Raw genomic sequence first — 22,705 nt, 5'->3', positions numbered from 1 at the left:
CCCCGGCAGCAGCCGAGTTCGCCTCGAAACGGCGCTGCCCCGCCGCCCCGGCAAGGGGGCGACGGGGCAGACCGTTCGAGGCGACCGCGGCTCAGACGCCCGCGTACGAGTGCAGGCCGTTCACGAAGATGTTGACGCCGTAGTAGTTGAACAGGAAGCAGGAGAACGCGACCAGCGACACCGCCGCCGCCTTCGTGCCCTTCCAACCCGCCGTGGCGCGGGCGTGCAGGTAGGCCGCGTACGCCACCCAGGTGATGAAGGACCAGACCTCCTTGGGGTCCCAACCCCAGTAGCGACCCCACGCGTTCTCCGCCCAGATCGCGCCGCACACGATGGCGAAGGTCCACAGCGGGAAGATGATCGCGTTGACCCGGTAGGCGGTCTTGTCCAACGAGGCCGAACTCGGCAGCCGAGCCAGCTTGTCGTCGAAGCGGCCCGGCTTGGCCCCGGCCGGGTCGGCCTGCCGGCGCTCGTAGCCCTGCCGGAACAGGAACAGGATCGAGGCGAGCGCGCCGATGTGGAAGGCACCGAACGAGACGATCGCGGACGCGACGTGGATCCACAACCAGTACGAGTCGAGCGCCGGGACCAGTTGTTCGGAGTCGGTGTAGAGCAGCGTGACCGCCACGCCGAGCGTGGTGAGCACCGGCAGCGTGACGAACAGGCCCAGCCAGCGCACCGGATACTTCCACAGCAGCACCAGGAAGGCCGCGACCACCACCAGCGACACCGAGGTGGAGAACTCGTACATGTTGCCCCACGGCGCCCGCTCGACCGAGATGCCGCGCGTGAGCACGGAGCCGGCCTGCAGCAGGAAGGCCAGCACGGTCAGCGAGACCGCGACCCGGCCGATCCGGTCGGCGCGTTCGCTGCCGCCCGACACATCGCCCTGGTCGTCCGCACCGGCGCCGTCGTGCCCGCCCTCGCGCAGCACCACCACCGGCCGCTCGGCCAGTGCGACCCCGCCGGCCGCGCCCACGGCGGCCGGCTCCAGCACCTCGACCGACAGGTCGGCCGAGCGTTTGGCCACCGCTCCGCTGCTGCCGAACGTCCATTCCATGCAATAGGCGAAGAACGCCATCAGGTAGACGGCGATCGCCGAATACATCAGCACATTGCTGAATTGGGCGAGGTTCTCGTTGACGCCCACGCTCACTCCTTGACCTTGGTGCCGGATGAGTTCGCCGGCGCGGCCTCGCGCAACGCGTCCACGAACTCCTGTACCTCTTCGCCGAGGCCCCCGCCCTCGGTGCGGGCGAGCCCGCCGACCTCGACGACCGTGTGGCCGTCGGGGCCCTCCACCGCACGCACCCACATCCGGCGGCGGCGGACGAACAGTGACAACACGAGCCCGAGGATGGCGGCCACCACGCTGAACAGCGCGAGCCCCTTGCCCGGCTCGCTGGCGACCTGGAAGTTGGCCCAGGTCTTGACGCCGTCGAAGGTGATGCTGCCGGCGCCGTTGGGCAGTTGCACGGTGTCGCCGACCTTGAGGGCCTTGCGCCACACGTCCGTGCCGTCCATGAACTTGGCCATCTTGTCGGCCTTGAGGGCGTAGATGTTCTGCGGGATGCCCGAGTCCATGCCCAGGTCGCCCTCGTAGCCGCTGATCATCAACCGCGGGTTGAGCAGCGAGGGGAACACCGAGATCGGACCGCGCCTGGGGTCCACCAGCAGGTTGCCGTCCGGGTCCATCGGCGCGCTCGGCAGGAACTGCGCGTCGAAGCCCAACTGCTTGAGTCCGATGCTCACGTCGGGGACCTTGATCACGCCGGTCGAGGTCCGATTGCCGTCCTGGGGCAGGAAGATGGTCGGGCCCTTGTAGGCGATCTTGCCCTTGGCGTCGCGTACGGTCACCTCCGGCGCGTAGCCGGTGGCGATCATGAAGACCTTGGTGTCACCCACCTGCAGTGGGTGGTTGACCTTGATCGTCCCCGACTTGTCCTTGCCCTCGTGGCCGTACCAGGACTCGATGTGCGCGGTGAACGACCTCGGCTCGCCGCGCTTGGCGCCGGTCGGCTGGAACGTCTGATCGACGGACTTGAGCCGGAACCCGAACGGCTCCAGGTTGTCCGCGTCCACGAGCGCACCGAACTGGCGGTCGTCGTACTGGGTGAGCACGTTCGCGAAGCTGCCGCCCTCGACGACGATCTTGCCGCCCTTGACGCTGTACAGACTGCCCAGCGCGAACGCGACCAGGATGCCGAACAGCGCGATGTGGAACAGCAGGTTGCCGGTCTCCCGGGCGTAGCCCTTCTCCGCCGCGATCGAATCGGCGGTCGGGTTCAGCCGGAAGCGGCGCTTCTTGAGCGCCCCTCGTGCCACCTCCAGCACCGCGTCCGGGTCCGCCGAGGTCTCCCAGCGCGCGTACGCGGGCAGCCGGGCGAAGTTGCGCGGCGCCGACGGGGGCTTGGCCCGCAGTGTCTTGGCGTGCGCCCAGCACCGCGGCACGATGCAGCCCGCGAGCGAAATGAACAGCAGGATGTAGATCGAGGCGAACCACCACGACGAGAACACGTCGAAGAGCTGGAACTTGTCCATGATCTTCGCGCGGTCGGGATGGTCGCGGAAATACTGGCTGACCTTGATCGGACTGACCGGCCGCTGCGGGATCAGCGTCGGTGGCGTGGCCGCGACCGACAGCAGGAACAGCAGGATCAGCGCGACTCGCATCGAGGTCAGTTGCCGCCACAACCAGCGCAGCCAGCCGACCACGCCCAACTGCGGTTGGCGCATCTCCGCGTCGCCGTCGTCCTGCGCGGGCGCCGTGGACATCCCGGCATCGGCTCGCTCCTCGGCGTCCGAGGTCCGCGCGAGGTCGTCGTCCCGTTCGAGGTCGTCGTCGGTGCGGGTCTGGCTCATCAGATTCCGATCGTGTATTGCCCGGCCCAGGACTGCAGCTCGCGCATGATGTGATCCCACGCACCGGTGAGCATCAGTACGCCGAGCAGTACGAGCATGCCGCCGCCCAGGCGCATCACCCAGACGTAGTGCTTCTTGACCCACCCGAACGCCCCGAGTGCCTTGCGGAACGCGAGCGCGGTGACCAGGAAGGGCACGCCCAGGCCCAGGCAGTAGGCCACCGTGAGCAGGGCGCCGCGGTTGGCGCTCGCCTCGCTCACGGACAGGTTGAGCACCGCGGTCAGGGTCGGGCCGATGCACGGCGTCCAGCCGATCCCGAACACCACACCCAGCAGCGGTGCGCCGACCAGCCCGACGGCCGGTCGCTGGTGCAGCCGGAACTCGCGTTGCATGCCCGGCAGTACACCCATGAAGGAGAGCCCGAGCACGATGGTGATCGCGCCGAAGACCTTGGTGATGATCGCCTGGTGCCTCAGCAGCGTCTCGCCGAAGTAGCCGAACGCCGCGCCCATGGAGACGAACACGGCGGTGAAGCCGAGCACGAACAGCAGGGTGCCCAGGAAGAGCCGGCCGCGCCGGGCGTCCTTGAGGTCGGCCCCGGACACCCCGGTGACGTAGCTGACGTAGCCGGGCACCAGGGGCAACACGCACGGCGAGAAGAACGAGATCAGCCCCGCGAGCAGGGCGATCGGCAGGGCCGCGAGCAGCGACCCGGTGTAGACTGTGTTGTTCATTCCTTCGGCTGCGACCAGCACCTCGATCAGGCCTTCTCGTTCGGCACCGGCTCGTTCAACACGGGGTCGATCATCGAGCGCAGTTCCTCGATGGTGACCGCGCGCAGCACCCGGGCCGCGATCCGACCCTCACGGTCGATGATCAGCGTGCTGGGGATGGCCTTGGGGTTCAGGTTGCCGGTGAACTTGAGGATCTCGCGCGCGTCCGGGTCCCACAGGCTCGGGTAGGTGATGCCCTTGCTGTTGGTGAACGCGAGCGCGTTGTCCTGGGTGGCGTCGCGGGTGTTGATCCCCAGGAACTGCACACCCTTGTCCGCGGTCTCGGTGTGTGCCTGCTGGAAGTCGGCGGCCTCGGCCCGGCACGGCGGGCACCACGAGCCCCAGACGTTGAGCACCACGACCTTGCCCTTGAAGTCGGCGAGGCTGATGTCCTTGCCTTCGAGCGTCTGGCCGGAGACCTTCGGGGCGGCGGTACGCGCGCCCACCGCGGCCCGCGCGATGCCGCTGTTGTCGCTGTCCACGTAGCCCTTGCCGTCGCCGCCGCTCTTGCCGCCGGCGCTCATCCCACCGCAGCCGGAGAGTGCGAGCAGGGCCGCGGCGGTGAGCAGCGCGGCACGACGAGGCAGGCGGCGTGTGAGCATGTGAAAAGTTTCGCATGCCTCCACGACCGCTCCACGCGGGGTCCGTCGTGCCGCTGACACTGCTTCAATTCATCCCGATTCGTCCCAAATAAATGGGGCGTCATGCCCCGAATTCGCGGTTTTGCGTCAGGCCCCGAAGCTCTTGCCCTGCGCCTTGCCGGCGAGCTTGGCCGGGAGCAGGTCCCGGGCCGGTTCGCTGTAGCCGACGGAGACGATCTTGTCCCCCTCGTAGGTGAACGTGGTCAGCGACGCGAGCGAGCACTGCCGGTTGCGCGGGTCGTGCCACAACCGCCGCCGCTCGACGAAGGAGCGGGTCACCCAGATCGGCAACTGGTGGCTCACGCAGACCGCCTCGTGCCCGCGCGCGGCGTCCCGGGCGGCGCCCAGCGCGCCCATCATCCGCACCACCTGCTCGATGTACGGCTCACCCCACGAGGGCTTGAACGGGTTGGTGAGGTGCTTCCAGTGCCCCGGGTTGCGCAGCGAACCGTCGCCGACCCCGAAGGTCTTGCCCTGGAAGATGTTCTCCGCCTCGATCAGCCGCTCGTCGGTGGCGATCTCCAGCCCGTGCCGGCCGGCGATCGGCGCGGCCGTCTCCTGGGCACGCTCCAGCGGCGAGGACACCACGTGGGTGATGTCGCGCCCGGCGAGATGGTCGGCGACCCGCTCGGCCATCTTGTTGCCCAGCTCCGACAGGTGGTAGTCGGGCAGGCGGCCGTACAGGATGCCGTGCGGGTTGTGCACCTCGCCGTGGCGCATGAGGTGCACGATCGTCACATCGCGATTGGTCTGCGGCTTCTGAGCCATCGTCAGTTCTCCTGGGCACTCGCTGCGGCGCGGGCTGCGGCCGGCAGCGCGTCGAGGATACGGTTCACGGCCGCGTCGTCGTGGGCGGCGGACAGGAACCACGCCTCGAACGCGCTCGGCGGCAGATACACGCCGGCGTCCAGCATCGCGTGGAAGAACGCGGAGAAGCGGAACGCCTGCTGTGTGCGTGCCTGGTCGTAGTCGTGCACCGGTCGATCGGTGAAGAAGATCGAGAACATGTTCCCGGCGGTGGACACGGTGTGTGCCACACCCTCCTTGGCCAGCGCGGCCGAGACCTCGGTGCGCAGCGCGAGCGAGACCCCGTCCAGGTGCTTGTACACCGCGTCGGTGCAGTGCCGCAGCGTGGTGACGCCGGCCGCGGTGGCGACCGGGTTCCCGGACAGCGTGCCGGCCTGGTAGACCGGGCCCAGCGGGGCCAGCCGGGACATCACGTCGGAGCGTCCGCCGAAGGCCGCCGCCGGGAAGCCGCCGCCCATCACCTTGCCGAAGGTCAGCAGGTCGGGCACGACACCCTCGATGCCGAACCAACCCGCCTTGGACACCCGGAAGCCGGTCATCACCTCGTCCGAGACGAACAACGCGCCGTGCCGCTCGCACAGTGCCTTGAGCCCGGCGTTGAAGCCGGGCCGCGGGGTGACCACGCCCATGTTGCCGGGCGCGGCCTCGGTGATCACGCACGCGATGTCGTCGCCGTGCACGGCGAACGCCGACTCGACGGCGGACAGGTCGTTGTAGGGGAGCACGATCGTGTCGGCGGCCGAGGCGCCGGTCACCCCGGGCGTGTCGGGCAGCGCGAAGGTGGCCAGGCCGGAGCCGGCGGCGGCCAGCAGCGCGTCCACGTGACCGTGGTAACACCCGGCGAACTTGATCACCTTGGCCCGACCGGTGAAGCCGCGGGCGAGGCGGATCGCGGACATGGTGGCCTCGGTGCCGGAGCTGACCAGGCGGACCTGTTCGACCGGGGCGATCCGGGAGACGATCTCCTCGGCGAGTTCGACCTCGCCGGCGCCGGGGGTGCCGAAGGAGGTGCCGCGCGCGACCGCCTCGCGCACGGCCTCCTGCACCGCGGGGTGGGCGTGGCCGAGGATCATCGGTCCCCAGGAGCACACCAGGTCCACGTATTCGCGGCCGTCCGCGTCGGTCAGATACGGACCTCGGCCCGAGACCATGAAGCGGGGCGTGCCGCCGACCGCGCGAAAGGCGCGCACCGGCGAGTTGACCCCGCCGGGGGTGACGGCCCGCGCACGCGCGAACAGGGCGGCGGAGGCGGGTGCGGGGTTCTCGTTGACAGAGCTCACCCGGCCATGCTCTCAAACAAACCGGGCACCCTCGTCGCCCCCGGCGGCGCGGCGCGACGGGCGCCGAAGGAGGGGCGCCGCGGTGCCCGAATGGACCGACCGGATGGGCGCCGGGGAGGGTGTGCACGGATTCGCGTTGGTTCCCGGGGATCCGGCAACCGAAACCGGGGGCCGGGAGCAGTATGATCGGACCACCCGGACCCGTGCCCACGGGTGAGGCATGTCCGGCGGGGTGCAGCACGACGATCGGGGTGCGCGCGTGGCGGCGAGAACACGTCGGAGTGGGCGGTCCGGGCGACACCACCGGATAGCCGGCGGTCTCGGACCGGTGCTCGCGGCGCTGCTGTTGCTGGCCGGGACGGCTGCCTGCGGCGACAAGGACTCGGACGACGGCGGTACCACGGGGCTGCGCGGCGCGCTGGACGCGGTGCGGGACGACGCGTCCACCCGGGGTTGGTTCGAGTACGCCGACACGGCCGCGCTCACCAAGGCCAACGGCGGCACCGCCGCCACCGGGCCCTACGGCACGCTGCTCGGGATCGGCTCGCCCGATCTGGGCGGGCTGCGCGAACAGGTGGCACCGGCCCTGGGGTTCGACCCGAACAAGGCGCGCGAGGCGTGGTCGGCCGGCCGACCGCCGTACCAGGGCGGGGTGTTCGTCGGCGGCTTCGACAAGAAGACCGTGCTCGGCAAGCTCCAGGCACTGGGCGCCAAGCCGGATCCCGCCGAGCCGAAGGCACAACGGCTGCGTGGAGACAACGAGTTGGGCTTGGACGACGCGCTGGCCCAGAAACTGCCGCTGGGCAACAACCACTTCAACGTGATCCGGATCGCCGACCGGCAGATCGGCTACGGCTCGACGCTGCAGGGCGCCGACCTCACCCGCGGCGGCACCAGGCTCGGCGCCGACCCGACCGAGCGCGCGCTGGCGGACTGCCTGGACAAGCCGTTGGCCGCGGTGATCACCGATCGGGCCGCCGGTGGCGAGACCCCGAACGGGCCCAGGATCGCGGTCGGGGTGACCGGCAAGGCCGGCGCGCCGGGCACCGACGTGTTGTGCGTGGCGACCGGGTCGGAGCCGGCCGCCCGGGCCGAGGCCGAGCGACTGCGCGTCGTGTTCACCGGCGGCGGCAGCACCGCGCAGGGGGTGCCGTGGAGCACGGTGTTGACCGACGTGCGCGCCGCGGTGGTCGGCACGAACGTGGTGAAGATCACCGCGCGTTCCGCCGGTTCGGTGCGAACGGGCGTATTCGTCAAGGCGTTGAACGACATGTCGCTCGGCCGGACCTTCTCGGGCGGGCCGCCTGGCCGGGAGTCCTGACGCATGCCGGGGCGGGACCGGTTCCGAGTGGTGCACACCTGTTACCCAACCGCGGTACGGAATGCCCGGATGACCTGCGACGATCTTCAACGAGTCCCCTCGATCACCGATCAGACCGAGACAAGCGAGCAGGGAGCGATGGCGTCGGGCGCCACGGGTGTGCGCACGTGTCACGGAGCCGACCTCGGTCGGGCGGTGCACACGTGGGCGTGACATATGAGTACTTCGGCGCACCCGATCGCGCGACCGCGGCGCGGGTGCCTCCGCTGATCGATCCGACCGACACGGTGGAACGCCCCAGCAATTCCTACGTGTCGTTCGTGAAACCGGAGACGGTCAGCGCCATGGTGCTGTCGCTGCTCGGGGACACCCCGCAGGACGCGACGCCACCACTGGAGTTGGTCGTCCTGCACCCCGCGCACGCGGTGATGCAGTTGCCGCCGATGTTGATGGACGTGCTGCGCAACGCGACCGAGGAGGAACTGGGCGCGGCGGCCTTCATCTGGTCGACGTTCCCGGACCGTCGGGTGCCGCGCGACGCGTATCTGCTGTATCGGATGTTGCACGACTGGACCAAGTTCGCCCGCGAACTGCACCACGCCGGGCACCAGTTGTACTGCCTGATGCATTCGTAGCCGCGGCCGTCCCGGAGTGTCGGTGCCGACCCCCGTTCGATTAACCCACTTGAGTTATTAACCCGCGCGGTTTAACGTGCGTCCATGACAGGGACGCACGGCGCTTCGGCGTCGGACCGCGGTGCCGGCGCACGCCTTTTGATGATCGAGGCGGCGGAACGGCTGTTCGCCGAGCGCGGCATCAACGGGGTGTCGTTGCGGGAGATCGGTGCCCAGGCCGGGCAGCGCAACACCGCCGCGGCGCGCTACCACTTCGGGTCGAAGGAGACCCTGGTGGACGCGGTCTTTCGGCATCGCATGGAGCCGGTGAACGCTCGGCGCCTGGCGATGCTGGACGAACTCGACCGGGCCGGGCACGGGCACGACGCCCGGGGTCTGATCGAGGCGTTCCTGTACCCGCTCGCCGACACGCTGGGCGAGCCCGGCAAGCCCAGTTGGTACCTGCGCTTTTGCCTGCACGCCGCCTATGTGGAGGGCACCGCGGTGCGCGACCTGTCCCGCGAGGAGTGGACGCGCGGGATCCACACCGTGCGCGAGCGCCTGCTCGACCTGGCGGTCGAGGTGCCCGCGCGCGTCCGGGACGAACGCTGGGTGTTCCTGTCGTCCTACCTCACGCACGTACTCGCCGACCGCGAGATGGCGCTGCACCATCCCGGTCGGCACACGCCCACCGACCGGGAGGTCTTCCTGGCGGGTCTGACCGACACCGCCCTCGCCCTCTTCCTGGCCCCGGTCTCCGCCCGGACCGAGGCCGCTCTCGAACAATCCCGCTAGGTCCCGCCCGGCGCGGGACCCCCTTGGTTCCGGAGGTTCGGCCATGACAAGCACCATCGACCAGCCCACCTATGCAGACCCCACCCCCGCCTCGGCCGCCGCACTGGGCCTGGAGGTCCGGCCGATGGCCGGGAACATCGGCGCCGAGATCTTCGGCGCCGACCTGACCCGGCCGCTCACCGACGAAGCGGTCGCCGAGATCCGCGCGATCTGGCTGAAGTGGAAGGTGGTCTTCTTCCGCGACCAGCACCTCACCCAGGAGCAGCACAAGGCGTTCGGCCTGCGCTTCGGCGAACTCGCGCCCGGGCACCCGACGTTGCCCGCCGCGTTCCCCGACCACCCGGAGATCCTGCTGCTCGACAACGAGAAGTTGGGCATGGGCGGCGGCGGCAGCTTCGTGGAGAGCCGCTGGCACACCGACGTGACCTTCATTCCCGACCCGCCGACCGCGTCCATCCTGCGCGGAGTGATCGTGCCGCCCTACGGTGGCGACACCCAGTGGGCCAACCTGGCGCTGGCCTACGAGCAGTTGTCCGACCCGCTCAAGGAGTTGCTCGACGGCCTGCACGCGGTGCACCACAACACGCTGCCGATCAAGCGCGGCGAACTGCCGGGCAAACTCGCCAAGCAGTTCCTCGGGGAGGGGCTGCGCGCGGTGCACCCGGTGGTGCGGGTGCACCCGGAGACCGGCGAGAAGGTGCTGTTCGTCAACCCGAACTTCACCAGCCACATCCTCGAACTGTCCCGGCAGGAGGGCACGCACATCCTGGAGATGCTCTACGCACACATCGCCGACGCGGAGTTCAGCGTGCGATTCCGCTGGCAGCCGGGCAGCATCGCGTTCTGGGACAACCGCGCGACGGTGCACCTGGTGCCCACGGACGTGCCCCCGGGCATGCGCCGTTCGATGCAGCGGGTGACCCTGCAGGGCGCCAACTCGGTCGGCCCGGACGGCGCCGAGTCCTACGCCCTGGAGGGCTGACCGCCCCCGGGATCACCGATCGGCTTCGCGTGTGGGGATCCGGCGCCTCGTCGGCTGACGGGGCGTCGGATCCGCCGGTCGCACATCGATGCGGGGGCTTGTCGGGTCGGCCGATTCGACGGGATGCTGTTCTCCGGGTGGCGTTTGTGCACCACCCGTTCTGCGCCCTCGCTAGATGCGAGATCGCTGCCGACAGCCTTTGGGGGGCGGCCGATGGGTACACGGGACCCGATGTTCCAGGGGCGCAGGCTCCGGGCACTCCTGCGTCAGACGCGCGAGGGGTGCGGGTTCATCCAACGGGACGTCGCACTGGAGATGGACTGGTCGCTGTCCAAGCTGATCCGGATCGAGACCGGCCAGGTCAACATCTCCACCACCGACCTCAAGGCACTGCTCCAGCACTATCAGGTGGTCGAACCCGACCGCGTGGCCGAGTTCATCGACATGGCCAGGGCGTCCAAGCAACGCAGTTGGTGGTACGCGTACCGGAACATCCTGACCACCGAGGCGAAGGTGTTCCTGGGCTACGAATCCTCGGCCATGGTCATCCGCAACTTCGAACCCCTCCTGGTTCCCGGCCTGTTACAGACCGAGGAGTACGCCCACGAGGTGCTCCGGGTGGTGACCTCGCCCGACGACACCACCCTGGACGAGGCGGTCGCGCTGCGGATGGAGCGTCAGGAGCGGCTGATCCGCCCGGACGGGCCCACGCTGCACTTCATCGTCGACGAGAGCGTGATGCACCGCACCGTCGGCAGCCCGGCCGTGATGCGCCATCAGATGCGCCGCATCCGCGAGTACGCGGAGTGGCCCAACATCACCGTGCGCGTGGTGCCGTTCTCGTCCGGCCTGTACTCACGGGCCCGAATCGCCTACCAGCTCATGGAGTTCCAGGACGTCGCGGACGAGGCGGTCCTGTTCATCGAAAACCCGTCCGGTGACATCATCATTCGCGAGGGCAACCCGGAGGACCCGCCGACGGTCTCGCCGTTGTCCTACCTGGAGACCTTCTGGGGTCTGGAACAGCTCGCCGCGCGAGAGCACACACCGGCCCTGCTGGACGCCGCGCTCGAACGCTTCGCCCCCGGCTCGCCGCATCATCCCCACCCCGGCGATCCGGTCGAGTAGCGGATCTGCCGAGGGCAGAGTGGCAGCAGGCCGGCTGACTGCACGCGCGCAGCCAGGATGCGAGTTGAATACATCCCAAGAGCCACTTGGCTGATTGCTTGTTCCTGCGCATAATGACAGATGGGTATCCGTTGCTCGATGTCGATGAGCAGCACGGTTTCGCAGCGGCCACTGCGAGGCTTCGAACGAGTTGTTCCGAGGGTCAGATTTTATGACTTACCGGGGCAACTCGTTCTTTTTTGCATGGGACCCACGTATAGGGGACTCGACTCACTCTGGCGGAAGCAGACATCTCCATGCACAATCACAGATGAGGGCGCAATCGCCGTCCCCCCGCCCCTGCACGGTACACACCGTCGGCAAGAAAGGACGCCTGATCGAAGAAAGGGGGTGAACTCGTGCAGGACGACTTCGAGAGGATGCTTCGCGTGATCTTTCTGCTGGTAGCCGTGGCCGCGGTGACAGCGGGAGCGCTTTATTACACGCTCCGGGCCGCCGGACTGCTCACTCTCATCGGATAACGGATACCAACCCGCTCCGGGCCTCGTGCCCATATCCCTCGCGGCCTGCCGTCAGGCAGGCCGCCTTGCGTGTCGGAACCCGATCGGTCGTCGGGACATCACTGCCGCCGTCGCCGACAAGGAGTGCGTCAATCCGAAAGTCGACCGGTGGCACAGAGGAACGCTCCCCACGATCGATCCCCGAAGGCGAGTCGCAATACGGGCGCCTTCGAGTCCCTGACCTGGACTTCGTCACCCAGCCTGGCCTCGACACAGTTGGTCGCCGCGCTCGCACTGCTCTTGCGCCACGAACGTCCCAGCGGCTCGAACTCCGCCATGGCTTGCCTCCGGAAAAGGGCTGATGAGAATAGGGAAGCCGACAGCCGGATGATTCCGTGCAGGGTCGTCACCTCTGCGGGTTGACCGGCTTCGAGGGCGCGCGCACAGCTTAGCGCCACAGCTCCGTCGCAAGCGAAATCCGGTCACGTCCATCCGTATGAAACCCGTGGATGTCGGCTGGCGAATTGCCAGGTGGCGAATTGCCCGGTCGCTCACCCGTTTGCAGCACTCCCGACCCGCCCGGATATGCCCGGTGAACGGGAGAAGGCGAAAGCCTTGAATTCGGAACATCAGGGCCCTGATCCGTTCTTTCCCAGGCGATCCCGGAGGCCGGCGACCAATCGGAGGAACGCGTCCGTGGGGGGCACCCCGCGCGGGTCGATGACGGTCTCCTGGACCACCGCCACCACCGGGCCGCTGCGCACGATGCCGTAGTCCACGTACTGGTCCAGGTTGCCGTTGATCACACCCTGGGTGCGCCACACGTCGCCCTCTTTGTCCAACGCCTTGATCCGGGGCAGGCCGTCCGCGGCCGGATTGGGCTGATTGTCCGGACAGGATCCGGCCAGGCCGCCGGTGACGTCGGTGGCCGCCACCGCGGCAGTGCGCTCGTCCGGGTAGCGGACCAGGCGGACCAGGCCGCCGCCCTGTCCGTCGTGGTTGAACACCCGCTCCTGTGCTTCCACCGCGCCGAGCCCGGCGAGGGTCTGCGTCGCACACGGGCCCAGGTTCTCGGCCAGCGCGGTCCGGGTCTCGGTGACATGCCAGTTCTCGTACACCCCGGCCACCACCGGAAACTCCTGCGCACTCGGGAAGAGCGCGTCGCTCAGCGCCGCCGGGGTGGTACTGGTCACCGGGCTCGCCGCCGGCGGCGGCGCGGCGGCCTCCCGGTGCGGCGGCCCGTCGTCGCCGGATCCGAGTCCCACCACGGTCGCCCCACCGGCGAGCAGCACGAGCGAGGCGGCGCCGACCAGGACCCGGTTGCGCAGGCGTCGGCGGCGGACCACCTTGTGGATGCCCGCGACGGGCGGCGGCGGGACCTGTGGGGCGAGCTGCACCACGAGTTCCCGAAAACGCTCGTCGAGTCGCTCCACGTCGTGGCCGTCGTCCGCGTCCTCAGGGCTGTGCCGCATGTCCGAACTCGCCATTCCCCACTCGACCGGGCATTCGTGGCCCGACAGGCCGTTCCGCATTCGACAGGTGTTCAGTTTGACGTACGGGCCGCGCGCCATGGTTCCCGGCCGGTGGGGGGCTCATCCGGACTTGCGGGTGAGGGTGCCCCGCGATGTCGAGGTCAGCAGGCCGTTGCCCGGCGAGACGTAGGACATGGTGGGCGGCGTCAACTTGAGTTCGACGTCGCCGTCCACGCAGCCCGAGTTGCGGGTCAGGTGGCTGGTCAACCGGAGGCCGGTGTCCGCCGAGACCGAGAGCAGTTCCAGATCGGCCTCGCAGTCGGCCTTCTCGCCGAGCTGCCCGGTGGCGGTGAGCCGGCTGGTACCGACCTTCTTGTCGCCCACCTTTCCGCCGGTCAGCGTGATGGTGATCTCGGAGGCGCTGTTGTAGTCGGAGCGTGCGGACCCGGACCAGGTGCCCACGTATGTCTGCGGCAGTGCGGTCGAGCCGGTCGGGGGCGAGGCGGTGTTCGAACTGCTGCTGCTCGGTCCGCCGGACGCCTTCGGGTCAGTGTCGGTCACCGGCGACCGGCGCCCCTCGTCGGAGCTGCGCCCGCCGGCGCCCGAGCCGCCGTCGTCGCCCTCCCACGGCCGCAGCACCCCCAACGTGACGGCGCCCGCGATCAGCACGGCGGCGAGCGGGTACACCGGGCGACGCCGCCACCACGGGCGGTGCGCCGGGGTCGGCGGCGGCACGTACGTCTCGGCCGCCACGCCCGCGAAGGGTGCGGCGGCGGGCGCGGGGACCCAGGGCGGCGGGGTCGCGGGGCCCGGCGGGGTCGCGGGGCCCGGCGGCACGTCCACCGGCCGGGGCGGCGCCGTCGCCGCGCGCGAGCGGTCGTCCCACGTGGGCGCGCCGGTGCCCGCGGACACGAACGAGCCCGCGTCCGGCGCGCCGTCGTCGTCGAGTTCGAGCAATTCGATCGCGCGTCGCGACAACGCGGTGGTCAGGTCCGCGGGCAGCCAGTTGCCCGCCACCAGGTCGGTCGTACCCTCCGGCGCCAGTGCGGCGAGCAGCTCGGCGGGAGTGGGGCGCGAGGCCGCGTGCTTGGCCATGCACGCGCCGACGATCTCGCGCAGCGCGACCGGCACATCGTCCAGGCGCGGCTCCTGCGCGACGATCCGGTACATCAGTGCCTGTCCGCTGCCCTCGCCGAACGGTCCCGTACCGGTCGCGGCGAACACCAGCACCGAGCCGAGCGAGAACACGTCGCTGGGCGGCCCGATGTCGCGCCCGTCGACCTGCTCGGGCGACATGAAGCCGGGCGATCCGACGGTGTGCCCGGTCCGGGTGAGCACCGACGCGTCCATCGCGCGCGAGATGCCGAAGTCGATCACCCGCGGCCCGTCCAGGGACAGCAGCACGTTGGAGGGTTTGATGTCCCGGTGCACCAGACCGGCGTCGTGCACCGCCACCAGCGCCTCGGCCAGGCCCGCGCCGAGCGTGCGCACGGTCTCCGCGGGCAGCGCCCCGCGCCCGGACACCGCCTCGTAGACGCTGGGGCCGGCGACGTATCCGGTGACCACCCACGGCGTGCGGGCCTCGGTGTCGGCGTCCAGCACCGGCGCGGTCCAGGCGCCGCCGACCCGCCGCGCGGCGTCCACCTCGCGGCGGAAACGTTCGCGGAAGCCGGGATCGTCCGCCCACTCGGCCCGGACCACCTTGATCGCGACGACCCGACCGCCCCGGTTGCGCCCGAGGTAGACCCGACCCATGCCGCCCGCCCCCAGCACGCGGAGCACCCGGTAGCCGCCGATCTGCCGCGGATCCTCGGGCTCCAGCGGTTTCACAGGACATCCCCCTCGTCGTCCGGCAGTTGGCCAGAGAATACGCGGGTGTCCGTATTTGGGGGGTCCCGGGCGGCCGGACCGGACCGGATCCGAGGCGCTTCCCTCGGGTGGGGTCCGGGCCGGCGCACCGACGGCCGACGGGCGGCTCAGAACTCGACGGGCAGCGCGATCAGGCCGCGGATGAAGGACGACGGGCCGTGCGCGAGGGTGGCGTCCGGAGCCAACCGCAGGTCGGGCAGCCGGCGCAGGAGTTCCTCGAAGGCGACCCGGATCTCCAGCCGGGCCAGCGAGGAGCCGAGGCAGAAGTGCGGCCCGGTGCCGAACGCGATGTGCTGGTTGGGCGTGCGGAAGGCGTCGAAGCGCTCCGGCTCGGTGAACACCTCGGCGTCGCGGTTGGCGGCTCCGTACAACATCATCACGATCGAGTCGGCCGGGATCACCGTGCCGTGCAGCTCCACGTCACGTGTCGTATGCCGGGCCATGTTGACCACCGGCGACACCCAGCGCAGCGATTCCTCGACGGCCGAGGGGATCAGCGTCGGGTCCGCGCGCAGCCTGGCGAGTTGTTCGGGGTTGCGCAGGAGCGCGGCGATGCCGCCGGAGATCACGTTGCGTGTGGTCTCGTTGCCGCCCACGAGCAACAGCAGGGATTCGCCTATGAGTTCGTCGAAGCTCAACTTCTCGCCGTCGATCTCCGCACCGACCAGGATGCCGATCAGGTCGTCCGAGGGGGTCTTGCGGCGGTCCTCGATCACCTGCGTGGTGTAGGCGACGTACTCGGTGAACGCCTCGCCCGCCTTGTGGCTGAGTTCGCCGCCGTCGGAGAGCATCACCATCACGTCGGCCCAGTGCTGGAGCTGGTCGCGGTGCTCGGCGCCGACCCCGAGCAGTTCGCCGATCAGCGTCATCGGCAGCGGCGCGGAGAACTGCCGGACCAGGTCGGCGCTGCGACCGCCCGCGATCATCGCGTCGATCAGCGAGGTCACGATGTCCCGGACGTGATCCTCCATCGCGGCGATCTGCCGGGGGGTGAAGCCCTTGGAGACCAGCTTGCGACGACGGTAGTGGGTCGGGTCGTCGGAGTCGATCATCGAGGGCTGCGGGTAGCCGAGCGGGCGCGAGCCCTTGGCCGAGGAGAACAGTTCGGGATTGCGCTCGGCCCAGGCCAGGTCGGCGTGCCGGCTCAGGCCCCAGACGCCGGCGCGCTCGCTGTAGTAGACGGGTGCGTGCTCGCGCAGCCAGGCGTAGTCGGCGAAGGGGTCACCGGCGTACCAGTCCCGGTCGAGCAGGTGGATGTCGCGGGTCGTGGGAGCCGTCATGGCAAGCCTCCGAAATGGTCATGTGGGGAGCGGAACGAAGAGTCGGACGGCGGTACGCATCAGGTCCTGCACCTCGTCGAGCGCGCGGCCCCGCGCGGTGAGGCTCACCAGGCCCGAGAGCAGGACGTGACCCAGCACCGTCTCGATGTCGCGCCGCCGGGCCGGGTCGGCGCCGTCCTCGCCGTCGGCGGTGTCGCCGAAGGCCAGGCCGGTGATCCGGTGGATGCTCTGGTGGAAGGTCTCCTGCGACTGGCCGGCGGACGCGTCCGGTGCGGTCGCGGCCTGCACCACGGCCTCGGTCAGCAGCCGGTTCTCCGCGCTGACCTCGACGATGCGGCACAACAGGGCGGCCAGTCGGCCGGCCGGGTCCGCGGGCAGCGGGCGAGCCGCGAGTTCGTCGGCGAGCTCGCCGATCCACAGCGCGGACACCTCGCTCAGCAGGTGGTTCTTCGACGTGAAGTAGCGATACACGGTGGCCCGGGCCACCCCCGCGCGGTCCGCGACGTCGTGCATCGTCACGGCCGCGTAGCCACCCTCCAGGGCGAGGTCGCACGCGGCACGCACCAGCCGCTCGCGCCGGGCCTGTTGGTCCCGGGTGAGCGATCTGGTGAGGGTGATCGTCGAGCTGATGCGGGGTTCGGCCACGAGAGAGCCTGTCCTGTCGGGTCGCGCTTCGGGATGGGTGCGGCGGGCCGGGTGCGGGTCCGGCGCGGGGTCCGGCGCGGGGAGCGCCGGGTCCGAGGTGGTGCGCCGACTCGTTCCGCGGTGATCTTGCCTACCGATGAGACGGAAGTCTAGTCTGACGTCTCGTCAGATTAAGTGAGAACGTGTTTCAGTAATTTCGGGGCCCGATCGATCGCCGGAGACGCCGTGACCGCCAGAAAAGGACCCCTCGCAGGCATTCGCGTGGTGGAGTTCGTCGGCCTCGGGCCGGGCCCGTTCTGCGGGATGTTGCTCGCCGACCTGGGCGCCGAGGTGCTGCGCGTGGATCGCGCGGACGAGGCCCGCAAGGGCTTCACCAAGCCGCCGCGCAATCCGATGAACCGGGGCAAACACTCGATCGCGGTCGACCTCAAGCACCCGGACGGGGTCGAGTTGGCGCTGCGCCTGCTCGCCGACGCCGACGCGCTGATCGAGCCGTTCCGGCCCGGCGTGATGGAACGCCTGGGTCTGGGTCCCGACGTGGTCGCCGAGCGCAACCCGCGGCTGGTCTACGGCCGGCTGACCGGCTGGGGCCAGAGCGGGCCGCTCGCGTCGGCGGCCGGGCACGACATCGACTACATCGCGTTGGCCGGGATGCTGGAGCCGATCGGCCGGGCCGGCCAACCGCCGAGCATTCCGCTCAACCTGATCGGCGACTTCGGCGGCGGCGGCCTGCTGCTCGCCTTCGGCCTGGTCGCGGCGCTGCTGGAGGCGGGCCGCTCGGGCCGGGGCCAGGTGGTGGACGCGGCGATGATCGACGGGGCGGCGACGCTGGGCGCGACCTGGTTCACCATGGGCGCCGCCGGGATGCTCGGCCCGCGCGGGACCAACATGCTCGACGGCGGCGCGCCGTTCTACGACGTGTACGAGACCGAGGACGCCCGGTACGTCGCGGTCGGCGCGATCGAGCCGAGGTTCTGGGCCGAGCTGATCCACCGGCTCGGGTTGGCCGAGGACCCGGTGTTCGCCGACTTCGCCAAGCAGCACGACCGGGCGCACTGGCCCGCGATGAAGGCCCGGCTCGCCGAGGTGTTCGCGGGCCGCACCCGGGACGCGTGGTGTGCGCTCCTGGAGGGCACCGAGACCTGCTTCGCGCCGGTGCTCTCCCCCGGCGAGGCCCCGGCGCACCCGCACCACGTCGAGCGCGGCACCTTCCTGCACGCCGACGGGCTGCCCGAACCGGCCCCGGCGCCGCGCTTCTCCCGTACGCCCGCCGCCGAGCCGGCCCGGCCGGTGCACCCGGGGCCCACCGCGCAGGGCGGCGACACCGACACCGCGCTGGCCGGGTGGGGACTGGGCACGACCGAGATCGAGCGTCTGCGGGACGCGGGCGCGATCGTCTGACTTCGCGTCACCGCCCTTGCGGGCTACGGGTACCACGGATCACGGATCAGGCACAGGGATCAGGGACGAGACAGGGGAGCAGATGGAACTTCATGAAGCGCTGTACACCACACGCGCGATGCGCCGGGTCGCGCCGGATCCGATCCAGTACGACGTGCAGGCCCGCATCCTGGACGCGGCGGTACGCGCGCCCAGCGGCGGCAACACCCAGGGCTGGCGCTTCCTGCTCGTGGACGACCCGGGCGTCAAGGGTCGACTGGGTCCGCTGTACCGGGACGCGATGGACAGCCTGTGGAAGACCCTGTACGCACCGCGCGTGGCCGCCGCCGAGGCGGACCCGGACAGCGCGGAGAGCCGGTCCTTCGTCCGGGTGCGGCGCTCGTCGCAGTGGCTCGCGGACAACTTCGAGCAGGTCCCGCTGTTCATGTTCGGCTTCGCCCGGCACGATCCCACCGGCGGCTCGATCTTCCCGGCGGTCTGGAGCGCGATGCTGGCCGCGCGCGCCGAGGGGGTCGGCAGCGCGCTGACCGCGGTACTCGGCATCTCGCATCGGGACGCGGTCCTGGAGGTGCTCGGGGTGCCGCCCGGCGAGGGCTGGCACATGGCGTGTTGCGTGTCGTTCGGCTACCCGACCGGCACGTGGGGCGTGGCGCCCCGGACGTCGGCGCACGAGGTGGCGTATCGCAACACCTGGGGCGCGTCGATCGGGTTCGAGGTACCGGCACCGATGTGGCCGGCCGACGGTGCGGCGTACGTGCCCACCACGTTCGAAGGAGATGCCCGGTGACACGTGCCGACCTGCCGCTGCGGGACACGGTGGCCCTGGTGACCGGAGGGGGCAGCGGGATCGGATTGGGCTGCGCGCGACGGTTCGCCGCCGACGGCGCGCATGTGCTGATCGCCGGCCGCAGTGCGGACCGACTGCGCGGCGCGGTGGCCGAGTTGGAGAAGATCGCGCCGACCGGGGTACGAATCGCGGCCGCGGTGACCGACGTGACCGACGAGGATCAGGTCCGCGCGACGGTCGCGAGTGCGGCCGAACTCGGTTCGCTGCGCGCGGTGGTCGCCTCGGCGGGTGGCAACACCACGATGGGGCCTCTGACTTCGCTCGACACGGACAAGTGGCGCGAGACGGTCGAGCTGAACCTGACCGGCACCATGCTGGTGCTCAAGCACACGGCCCGGCTGATGGCGGCGGGCGGCGGCGGCTCGTTCGTGGCGATCTCCTCGATCGCCTCGACCCTGACCCATCGCTGGTTCGGCGCGTACGGCGTGAGCAAGGCCGGCATCGACCACCTGGTCCGGCTCGCCGCCGACGAACTCGGCGCGAGCGGTGTCCGGGTGAACAGCATCCTGCCCGGCCTGGTCGCCACCGAGATGGTCGACGCGGTCACCCAGGGCGGCCCGGTGCTGGACGACTACCTGGCCTGCACGCCGCTCGGCCGGGTCGGGCAGGCCGACGACATCGCCTCGCTCGCCGCCTTCCTGGTCGGCCCCGAGTCGACCTGGATCACCGGCCAGAACATCAACGTGGACGGCGGCCACCACCTGCGCCGGGGTCCGGACTTCCGGGCCTTCCTGGAGCCGGTCTTCGGCGCCGACGGCCTGCGCGGCATCGTCGCGGAAGGGAACTGACAATGACCCAGCGGGTATTCAACCTGGCGGACCTGTTCGAGGTCGTGGTGGACGCCTGTCCGGATCGGCTCGCGCTGGTCGCGGGCGAGGTCCGACTGACCTACCGCGAGTTGGACGAGCGGTCCAACCGGGTCGCCCACGCGTTCGTCTCGGCGGGGCTGGCCACCGGCGCGCACATCGGCATCTACTCGCGCAACCGGGCCGAGTGGCTGGAGGCGATGATCGGCGCGTTCAAGGCGCGCATGGTGCCGATCAACATCAACTACCGCTACGTCGAGGACGAACTGCGCTACATCGTCGACAACGCGGACCTGACCGGGCTGGTCGTCGAGCGTGGGTACCTGCCCAAGGTCGCCGCGGTGCGGGGCGGGGCGCCCGGGCTCGCGCACGTGTTCGTGCTCTCGGACGAGTTCGATGGGCAGGTCGACGAGCAGCTCGACGGGAGCGTCGACTACGAGAAGGCGCTTGCCGCGGAGAGCGGTGCCCGGGACTTCGGGCAGCGCTCCCCCGAGGACCGGTACATGGTCTACACCGGGGGGACCACCGGCTTTCCCAAGGGTGTCGAGTGGCGCTCGCACGACATCTTCTGCTCGGCGATGGGCGGCGGGAACTTCGGTGGAGAGCCGATCGCCGATCCCGAACTGCTCGCCGCCAAGGCCGAGGGCGCCCCACTGGTCCAGATGTTGACCACTCCGCTGATGCACGGCAACGGCCAGTGGGTCACCTGGATCACCCTGTTCAGCGCGGGCACCGCGGTGCTGTGGACCGGGCTGCGCTACGACCCGGCCGAGATCCTGCGCATCGTCGAACGTGAGGGCTGCGTGACGATGATGCTGGTCGGCGACGCGATGGCGCGCCCGATCGCGGACGAGTTGGAGGGTGGCGGTCACCGGGTGCAGACGCTCAAGGTGATCGGCTCCGGCGGCGCGCTGCTCTCCCCGTCGGTCAAGGCCCAGCTCACCCGGCTGGTCCCCGGCCTGTACATCGCCGACAGCTTCGGCGCCTCGGAGTTCGGTGCGGGCAGCTCGCAGACCCCCGGCGGACGTTTCCCGCTCAAGCCCAGGACCGCGGTGCTCGGCGAGGACCTGCGCCCGGTGGGCGTGGGCGAGAGCGGCCGGATCGCCCGGACCGGATACATCCCGATCGGCTACTACAAGGACCCGGTCAAGACCGCGGACACCTTCCACGTCGACCCGGACGGCGTGCGCTGGGTCATCCCCGGCGACTTCGCCCGGGTCGAGGACGACGGCGACGTGACGCTGCTCGGCCGCGGCTCGGTGTGCATCAACACCGGCGGCGAGAAGGTCTTCCCGGAAGAGGTCGAGGGTGTGCTCAAGGCACACCCGGCGGTGTACGACGCGGTCGTGGTGGGCGTCCCCGACCCCCGCTTCGGCGAACGGGTGGCGGCGGTCGTCTCGCTGCGACCGGGGCACACGCTGACGGCGGAGGACGTGGCCGAGCACGCGCGGGAGCAGTTGGCGGGGTACAAGATCCCGAGGGAGTTGGTCACCGTCGCGGAGGTGCCGCGGACGCCGGCGGGGAAGCCGGACTATCGGTGGGCCCGGGAGACGGCGGTGGGGGTGGTGGGGGGGTAGGGGTGGCGGAGCGGGCGGGTGGGCGGCTTTCGGCGATGCGGCGTTGCTTCTATTTGGGCGCCTTTGGCGCCGGCTCGCGAGGCACCACTTTTTTGTTCCGTCGCGGGCTCCTCCAAAAAGTGGCCCCTCGCTCGTGACTTCGTGTCCCTTCGCTTCGCTACGGGCCACGAAGTCAAAAGTTTGCGGCTCCGCCGCTCTCCGCGCTGCGCGCGTCGATCGCGCGGCTCATCTGTCTCGGGGGCGCTGACGCGCCGGGGGGTGGGGTGGGTCGGCGGGTTGGGGGAGGCCGGTTGTGGCGTGTGTGTCGCGGTGGTGGTCGTGCCTGGTTGGCTTGAACCTGTCTGGTTCGTCGCTCACTTGCCTCGGGGGGGGCGGGTGGGGGTCGGGGGTCGAAACCGGGGTGGAGGTTGGGTGCGTCCTGGGGGTGCGGGGGCTGCGATGTGGGGCACCGCTACGGTGTGGGCCGCCGGTCGTTGGGCCGGGGGGTGCGAGCTGGTTTCGATAAGGGGCTGTGGTGGCGGTTTCGGGGGCGATATCCGGGTCGGCCGGACGGATGGCGGCGGTATTGGCGGCGGGGCGGGTGGCCGCCGGGGTGGTGTCCATGGTGGCTCCGCGCGGTGGGGTGTGGTTGCGGCCCACCGCGGCCCGGGAGGCGTCGTTGCTCGGCCGCGGTCTCGGGGCGCGGGACGTGTTGTTGGGCGCAGGCGTGCTGCGCGCGTTGGCGGCGGGGCGGGGCAGTGCCGAGTGGGGTTGGCTCGTGGTGGCCTCGGATCTGGTGGACGGGGCCGGCGGGGCGCTCGAATGGCGCCGGCTGACCCCCGCGGAACGCACGTGGGTGGGCGCGGTCTTCGCGTTGGCCGCGTGCGAGGCGGCGGTGGCCCTGTCGCTGGCCGGCTCGGATGCCGAGGACGCCTGGGACATGGTGACGGGCCTGATCGAGTAGCCGGGCAGGCGCGTCGAGCGGGTAGCCGAGGCAACCGGCCTTCGCAGCCCGACGCAAACGTTTCGACCGCAGCCGGGTGATCGCTACCGTGGGTCGGGGGGCGCGGCACCGACGCGCGGCGCCGCGACCAAGTCCCCTCCCCCGCACGCTCGTACCCTGGTC

General features: G+C 70.5%; 21 protein-coding genes. 10 read left to right on the top strand and 11 right to left on the bottom strand.

The window, feature by feature from the left end:
- Positions 1–91: 91 nt before the first annotated feature.
- The 6 genes from ccsB to hemL form a co-directional block, all read right to left on the bottom strand.
- Positions 92–1,108 (bottom strand): c-type cytochrome biogenesis protein CcsB, encoded by a 1,017-nt coding sequence (gene ccsB / locus ABZ374_RS17475; protein WP_360311924.1) that lies wholly within the window; start codon positions 1,106–1,108, stop codon positions 92–94.
- A 44-nt stretch (positions 1,109–1,152) separates the two neighbouring features.
- Complete coding sequence (locus tag ABZ374_RS17470) at positions 1,153–2,862, bottom strand: cytochrome c biogenesis protein ResB (RefSeq protein ID WP_360311805.1); 1,710 nt, start codon at positions 2,860–2,862, stop codon at positions 1,153–1,155.
- Positions 2,862–3,596, bottom strand: a complete 735-nt coding sequence (locus tag ABZ374_RS17465; RefSeq protein WP_360311803.1) for a cytochrome c biogenesis protein CcdA — start codon at positions 3,594–3,596, stop codon at positions 2,862–2,864. The genes ABZ374_RS17470 and ABZ374_RS17465 overlap by 1 nt, the downstream gene beginning before the upstream one ends.
- A 26-nt stretch (positions 3,597–3,622) precedes the next feature.
- On the bottom strand, positions 3,623–4,237 hold the full coding sequence (locus ABZ374_RS17460; RefSeq protein WP_360311801.1) for a TlpA disulfide reductase family protein: 615 nt from the start codon (positions 4,235–4,237) through the stop codon (positions 3,623–3,625).
- Positions 4,238–4,363: 126 nt separating this feature from the next.
- Positions 4,364–5,044 (bottom strand): histidine phosphatase family protein, encoded by a 681-nt coding sequence (locus tag ABZ374_RS17455; protein WP_360311799.1) that lies wholly within the window; start codon positions 5,042–5,044, stop codon positions 4,364–4,366.
- Positions 5,045–5,046: 2 nt separating this feature from the next.
- Positions 5,047–6,363 carry a glutamate-1-semialdehyde 2,1-aminomutase gene (hemL, locus tag ABZ374_RS17450; protein WP_360311797.1) on the bottom strand — a complete coding sequence of 439 codons (1,317 nt, stop codon included), beginning with the start codon at positions 6,361–6,363 and terminating at the stop codon, positions 5,047–5,049.
- Between the two features lie 328 nt (positions 6,364–6,691).
- Here hemL and ABZ374_RS17445 point away from each other — a divergent pair, with 328 nt between their 5' ends.
- From ABZ374_RS17445 to ABZ374_RS17425, 5 genes are all read left to right on the top strand, one after another.
- Positions 6,692–7,684, top strand: coding sequence for a hypothetical protein (locus tag ABZ374_RS17445; protein ID WP_360311795.1), 993 nt, complete (start codon positions 6,692–6,694; stop codon positions 7,682–7,684).
- A gap of 203 nt (positions 7,685–7,887) precedes the next feature.
- Entirely contained in the window at positions 7,888–8,319 is a 432-nt protein-coding gene (locus ABZ374_RS17440; protein WP_020556484.1) for a hypothetical protein, read from the top strand.
- Between the two features lie 84 nt (positions 8,320–8,403).
- A complete protein-coding gene (locus tag ABZ374_RS17435) occupies positions 8,404–9,093 on the top strand; it encodes a TetR family transcriptional regulator (RefSeq protein WP_360311793.1) in 690 nt (229 codons plus the stop codon).
- Between the two features lie 43 nt (positions 9,094–9,136).
- A complete protein-coding gene (locus ABZ374_RS17430) occupies positions 9,137–10,075 on the top strand; it encodes a TauD/TfdA family dioxygenase (protein ID WP_360311791.1) in 939 nt (312 codons plus the stop codon).
- Positions 10,076–10,288: 213 nt separating this feature from the next.
- Positions 10,289–11,203 carry a helix-turn-helix transcriptional regulator gene (locus tag ABZ374_RS17425; protein ID WP_360311789.1) on the top strand — a complete coding sequence of 305 codons (915 nt, stop codon included), beginning with the start codon at positions 10,289–10,291 and terminating at the stop codon, positions 11,201–11,203.
- Between the two features lie 649 nt (positions 11,204–11,852).
- Here ABZ374_RS17425 and ABZ374_RS17420 read toward each other — a convergent pair.
- The 5 genes from ABZ374_RS17420 to ABZ374_RS17400 form a co-directional block, all read right to left on the bottom strand.
- Positions 11,853–12,041, bottom strand: a complete 189-nt coding sequence (locus tag ABZ374_RS17420) for a DUF397 domain-containing protein (RefSeq protein ID WP_360311787.1) — start codon at positions 12,039–12,041, stop codon at positions 11,853–11,855.
- Between the two features lie 291 nt (positions 12,042–12,332).
- Positions 12,333–13,175 carry a hypothetical protein gene (locus ABZ374_RS17415; RefSeq protein ID WP_360311785.1) on the bottom strand — a complete coding sequence of 281 codons (843 nt, stop codon included), beginning with the start codon at positions 13,173–13,175 and terminating at the stop codon, positions 12,333–12,335.
- A 120-nt stretch (positions 13,176–13,295) separates the two neighbouring features.
- Positions 13,296–15,005, bottom strand: coding sequence for a serine/threonine-protein kinase (locus ABZ374_RS17410; protein ID WP_360311783.1), 1,710 nt, complete (start codon positions 15,003–15,005; stop codon positions 13,296–13,298).
- A gap of 146 nt (positions 15,006–15,151) precedes the next feature.
- Positions 15,152–16,324, bottom strand: coding sequence for a cytochrome P450 (locus ABZ374_RS17405; protein ID WP_360311781.1), 1,173 nt, complete (start codon positions 16,322–16,324; stop codon positions 15,152–15,154).
- A gap of 18 nt (positions 16,325–16,342) precedes the next feature.
- Positions 16,343–16,969 (bottom strand): TetR/AcrR family transcriptional regulator, encoded by a 627-nt coding sequence (locus tag ABZ374_RS17400; protein WP_360311779.1) that lies wholly within the window; start codon positions 16,967–16,969, stop codon positions 16,343–16,345.
- A 225-nt stretch (positions 16,970–17,194) separates the two neighbouring features.
- Between ABZ374_RS17400 and ABZ374_RS17395 the strand changes: the two genes are divergently transcribed.
- The 5 genes from ABZ374_RS17395 (at position 17,195) to ABZ374_RS17375 (ending at position 22,543) form a co-directional block, all read left to right on the top strand.
- Complete coding sequence (locus tag ABZ374_RS17395) at positions 17,195–18,370, top strand: CaiB/BaiF CoA-transferase family protein (RefSeq protein ID WP_360311777.1); 1,176 nt, start codon at positions 17,195–17,197, stop codon at positions 18,368–18,370.
- Between the two features lie 82 nt (positions 18,371–18,452).
- Complete coding sequence (locus tag ABZ374_RS17390; protein ID WP_360311775.1) at positions 18,453–19,157, top strand: nitroreductase family protein; 705 nt, start codon at positions 18,453–18,455, stop codon at positions 19,155–19,157.
- A complete protein-coding gene (locus ABZ374_RS17385) occupies positions 19,154–20,005 on the top strand; it encodes an SDR family oxidoreductase (protein WP_360311773.1) in 852 nt (283 codons plus the stop codon). The genes ABZ374_RS17390 and ABZ374_RS17385 overlap by 4 nt, the downstream gene beginning before the upstream one ends.
- Before the next feature lie 2 nt (positions 20,006–20,007).
- Positions 20,008–21,600 carry an acyl-CoA synthetase gene (locus ABZ374_RS17380; RefSeq protein ID WP_360311771.1) on the top strand — a complete coding sequence of 531 codons (1,593 nt, stop codon included), beginning with the start codon at positions 20,008–20,010 and terminating at the stop codon, positions 21,598–21,600.
- A gap of 514 nt (positions 21,601–22,114) precedes the next feature.
- Positions 22,115–22,543, top strand: a complete 429-nt coding sequence (locus ABZ374_RS17375) for a hypothetical protein (RefSeq protein WP_360311769.1) — start codon at positions 22,115–22,117, stop codon at positions 22,541–22,543.
- The last annotated feature ends 162 nt before the right edge of the window (positions 22,544–22,705 follow it).

It is taken from the genome of Embleya sp. NPDC005971, assembly GCF_040629175.1.
Classification (GTDB): Bacteria; Actinomycetota; Actinomycetes; order Streptomycetales; family Streptomycetaceae; genus Embleya.
The sequence above is the reverse complement of the archived record's forward strand: the minus strand, read 5'-3'. Positions and strand labels throughout refer to the sequence as shown.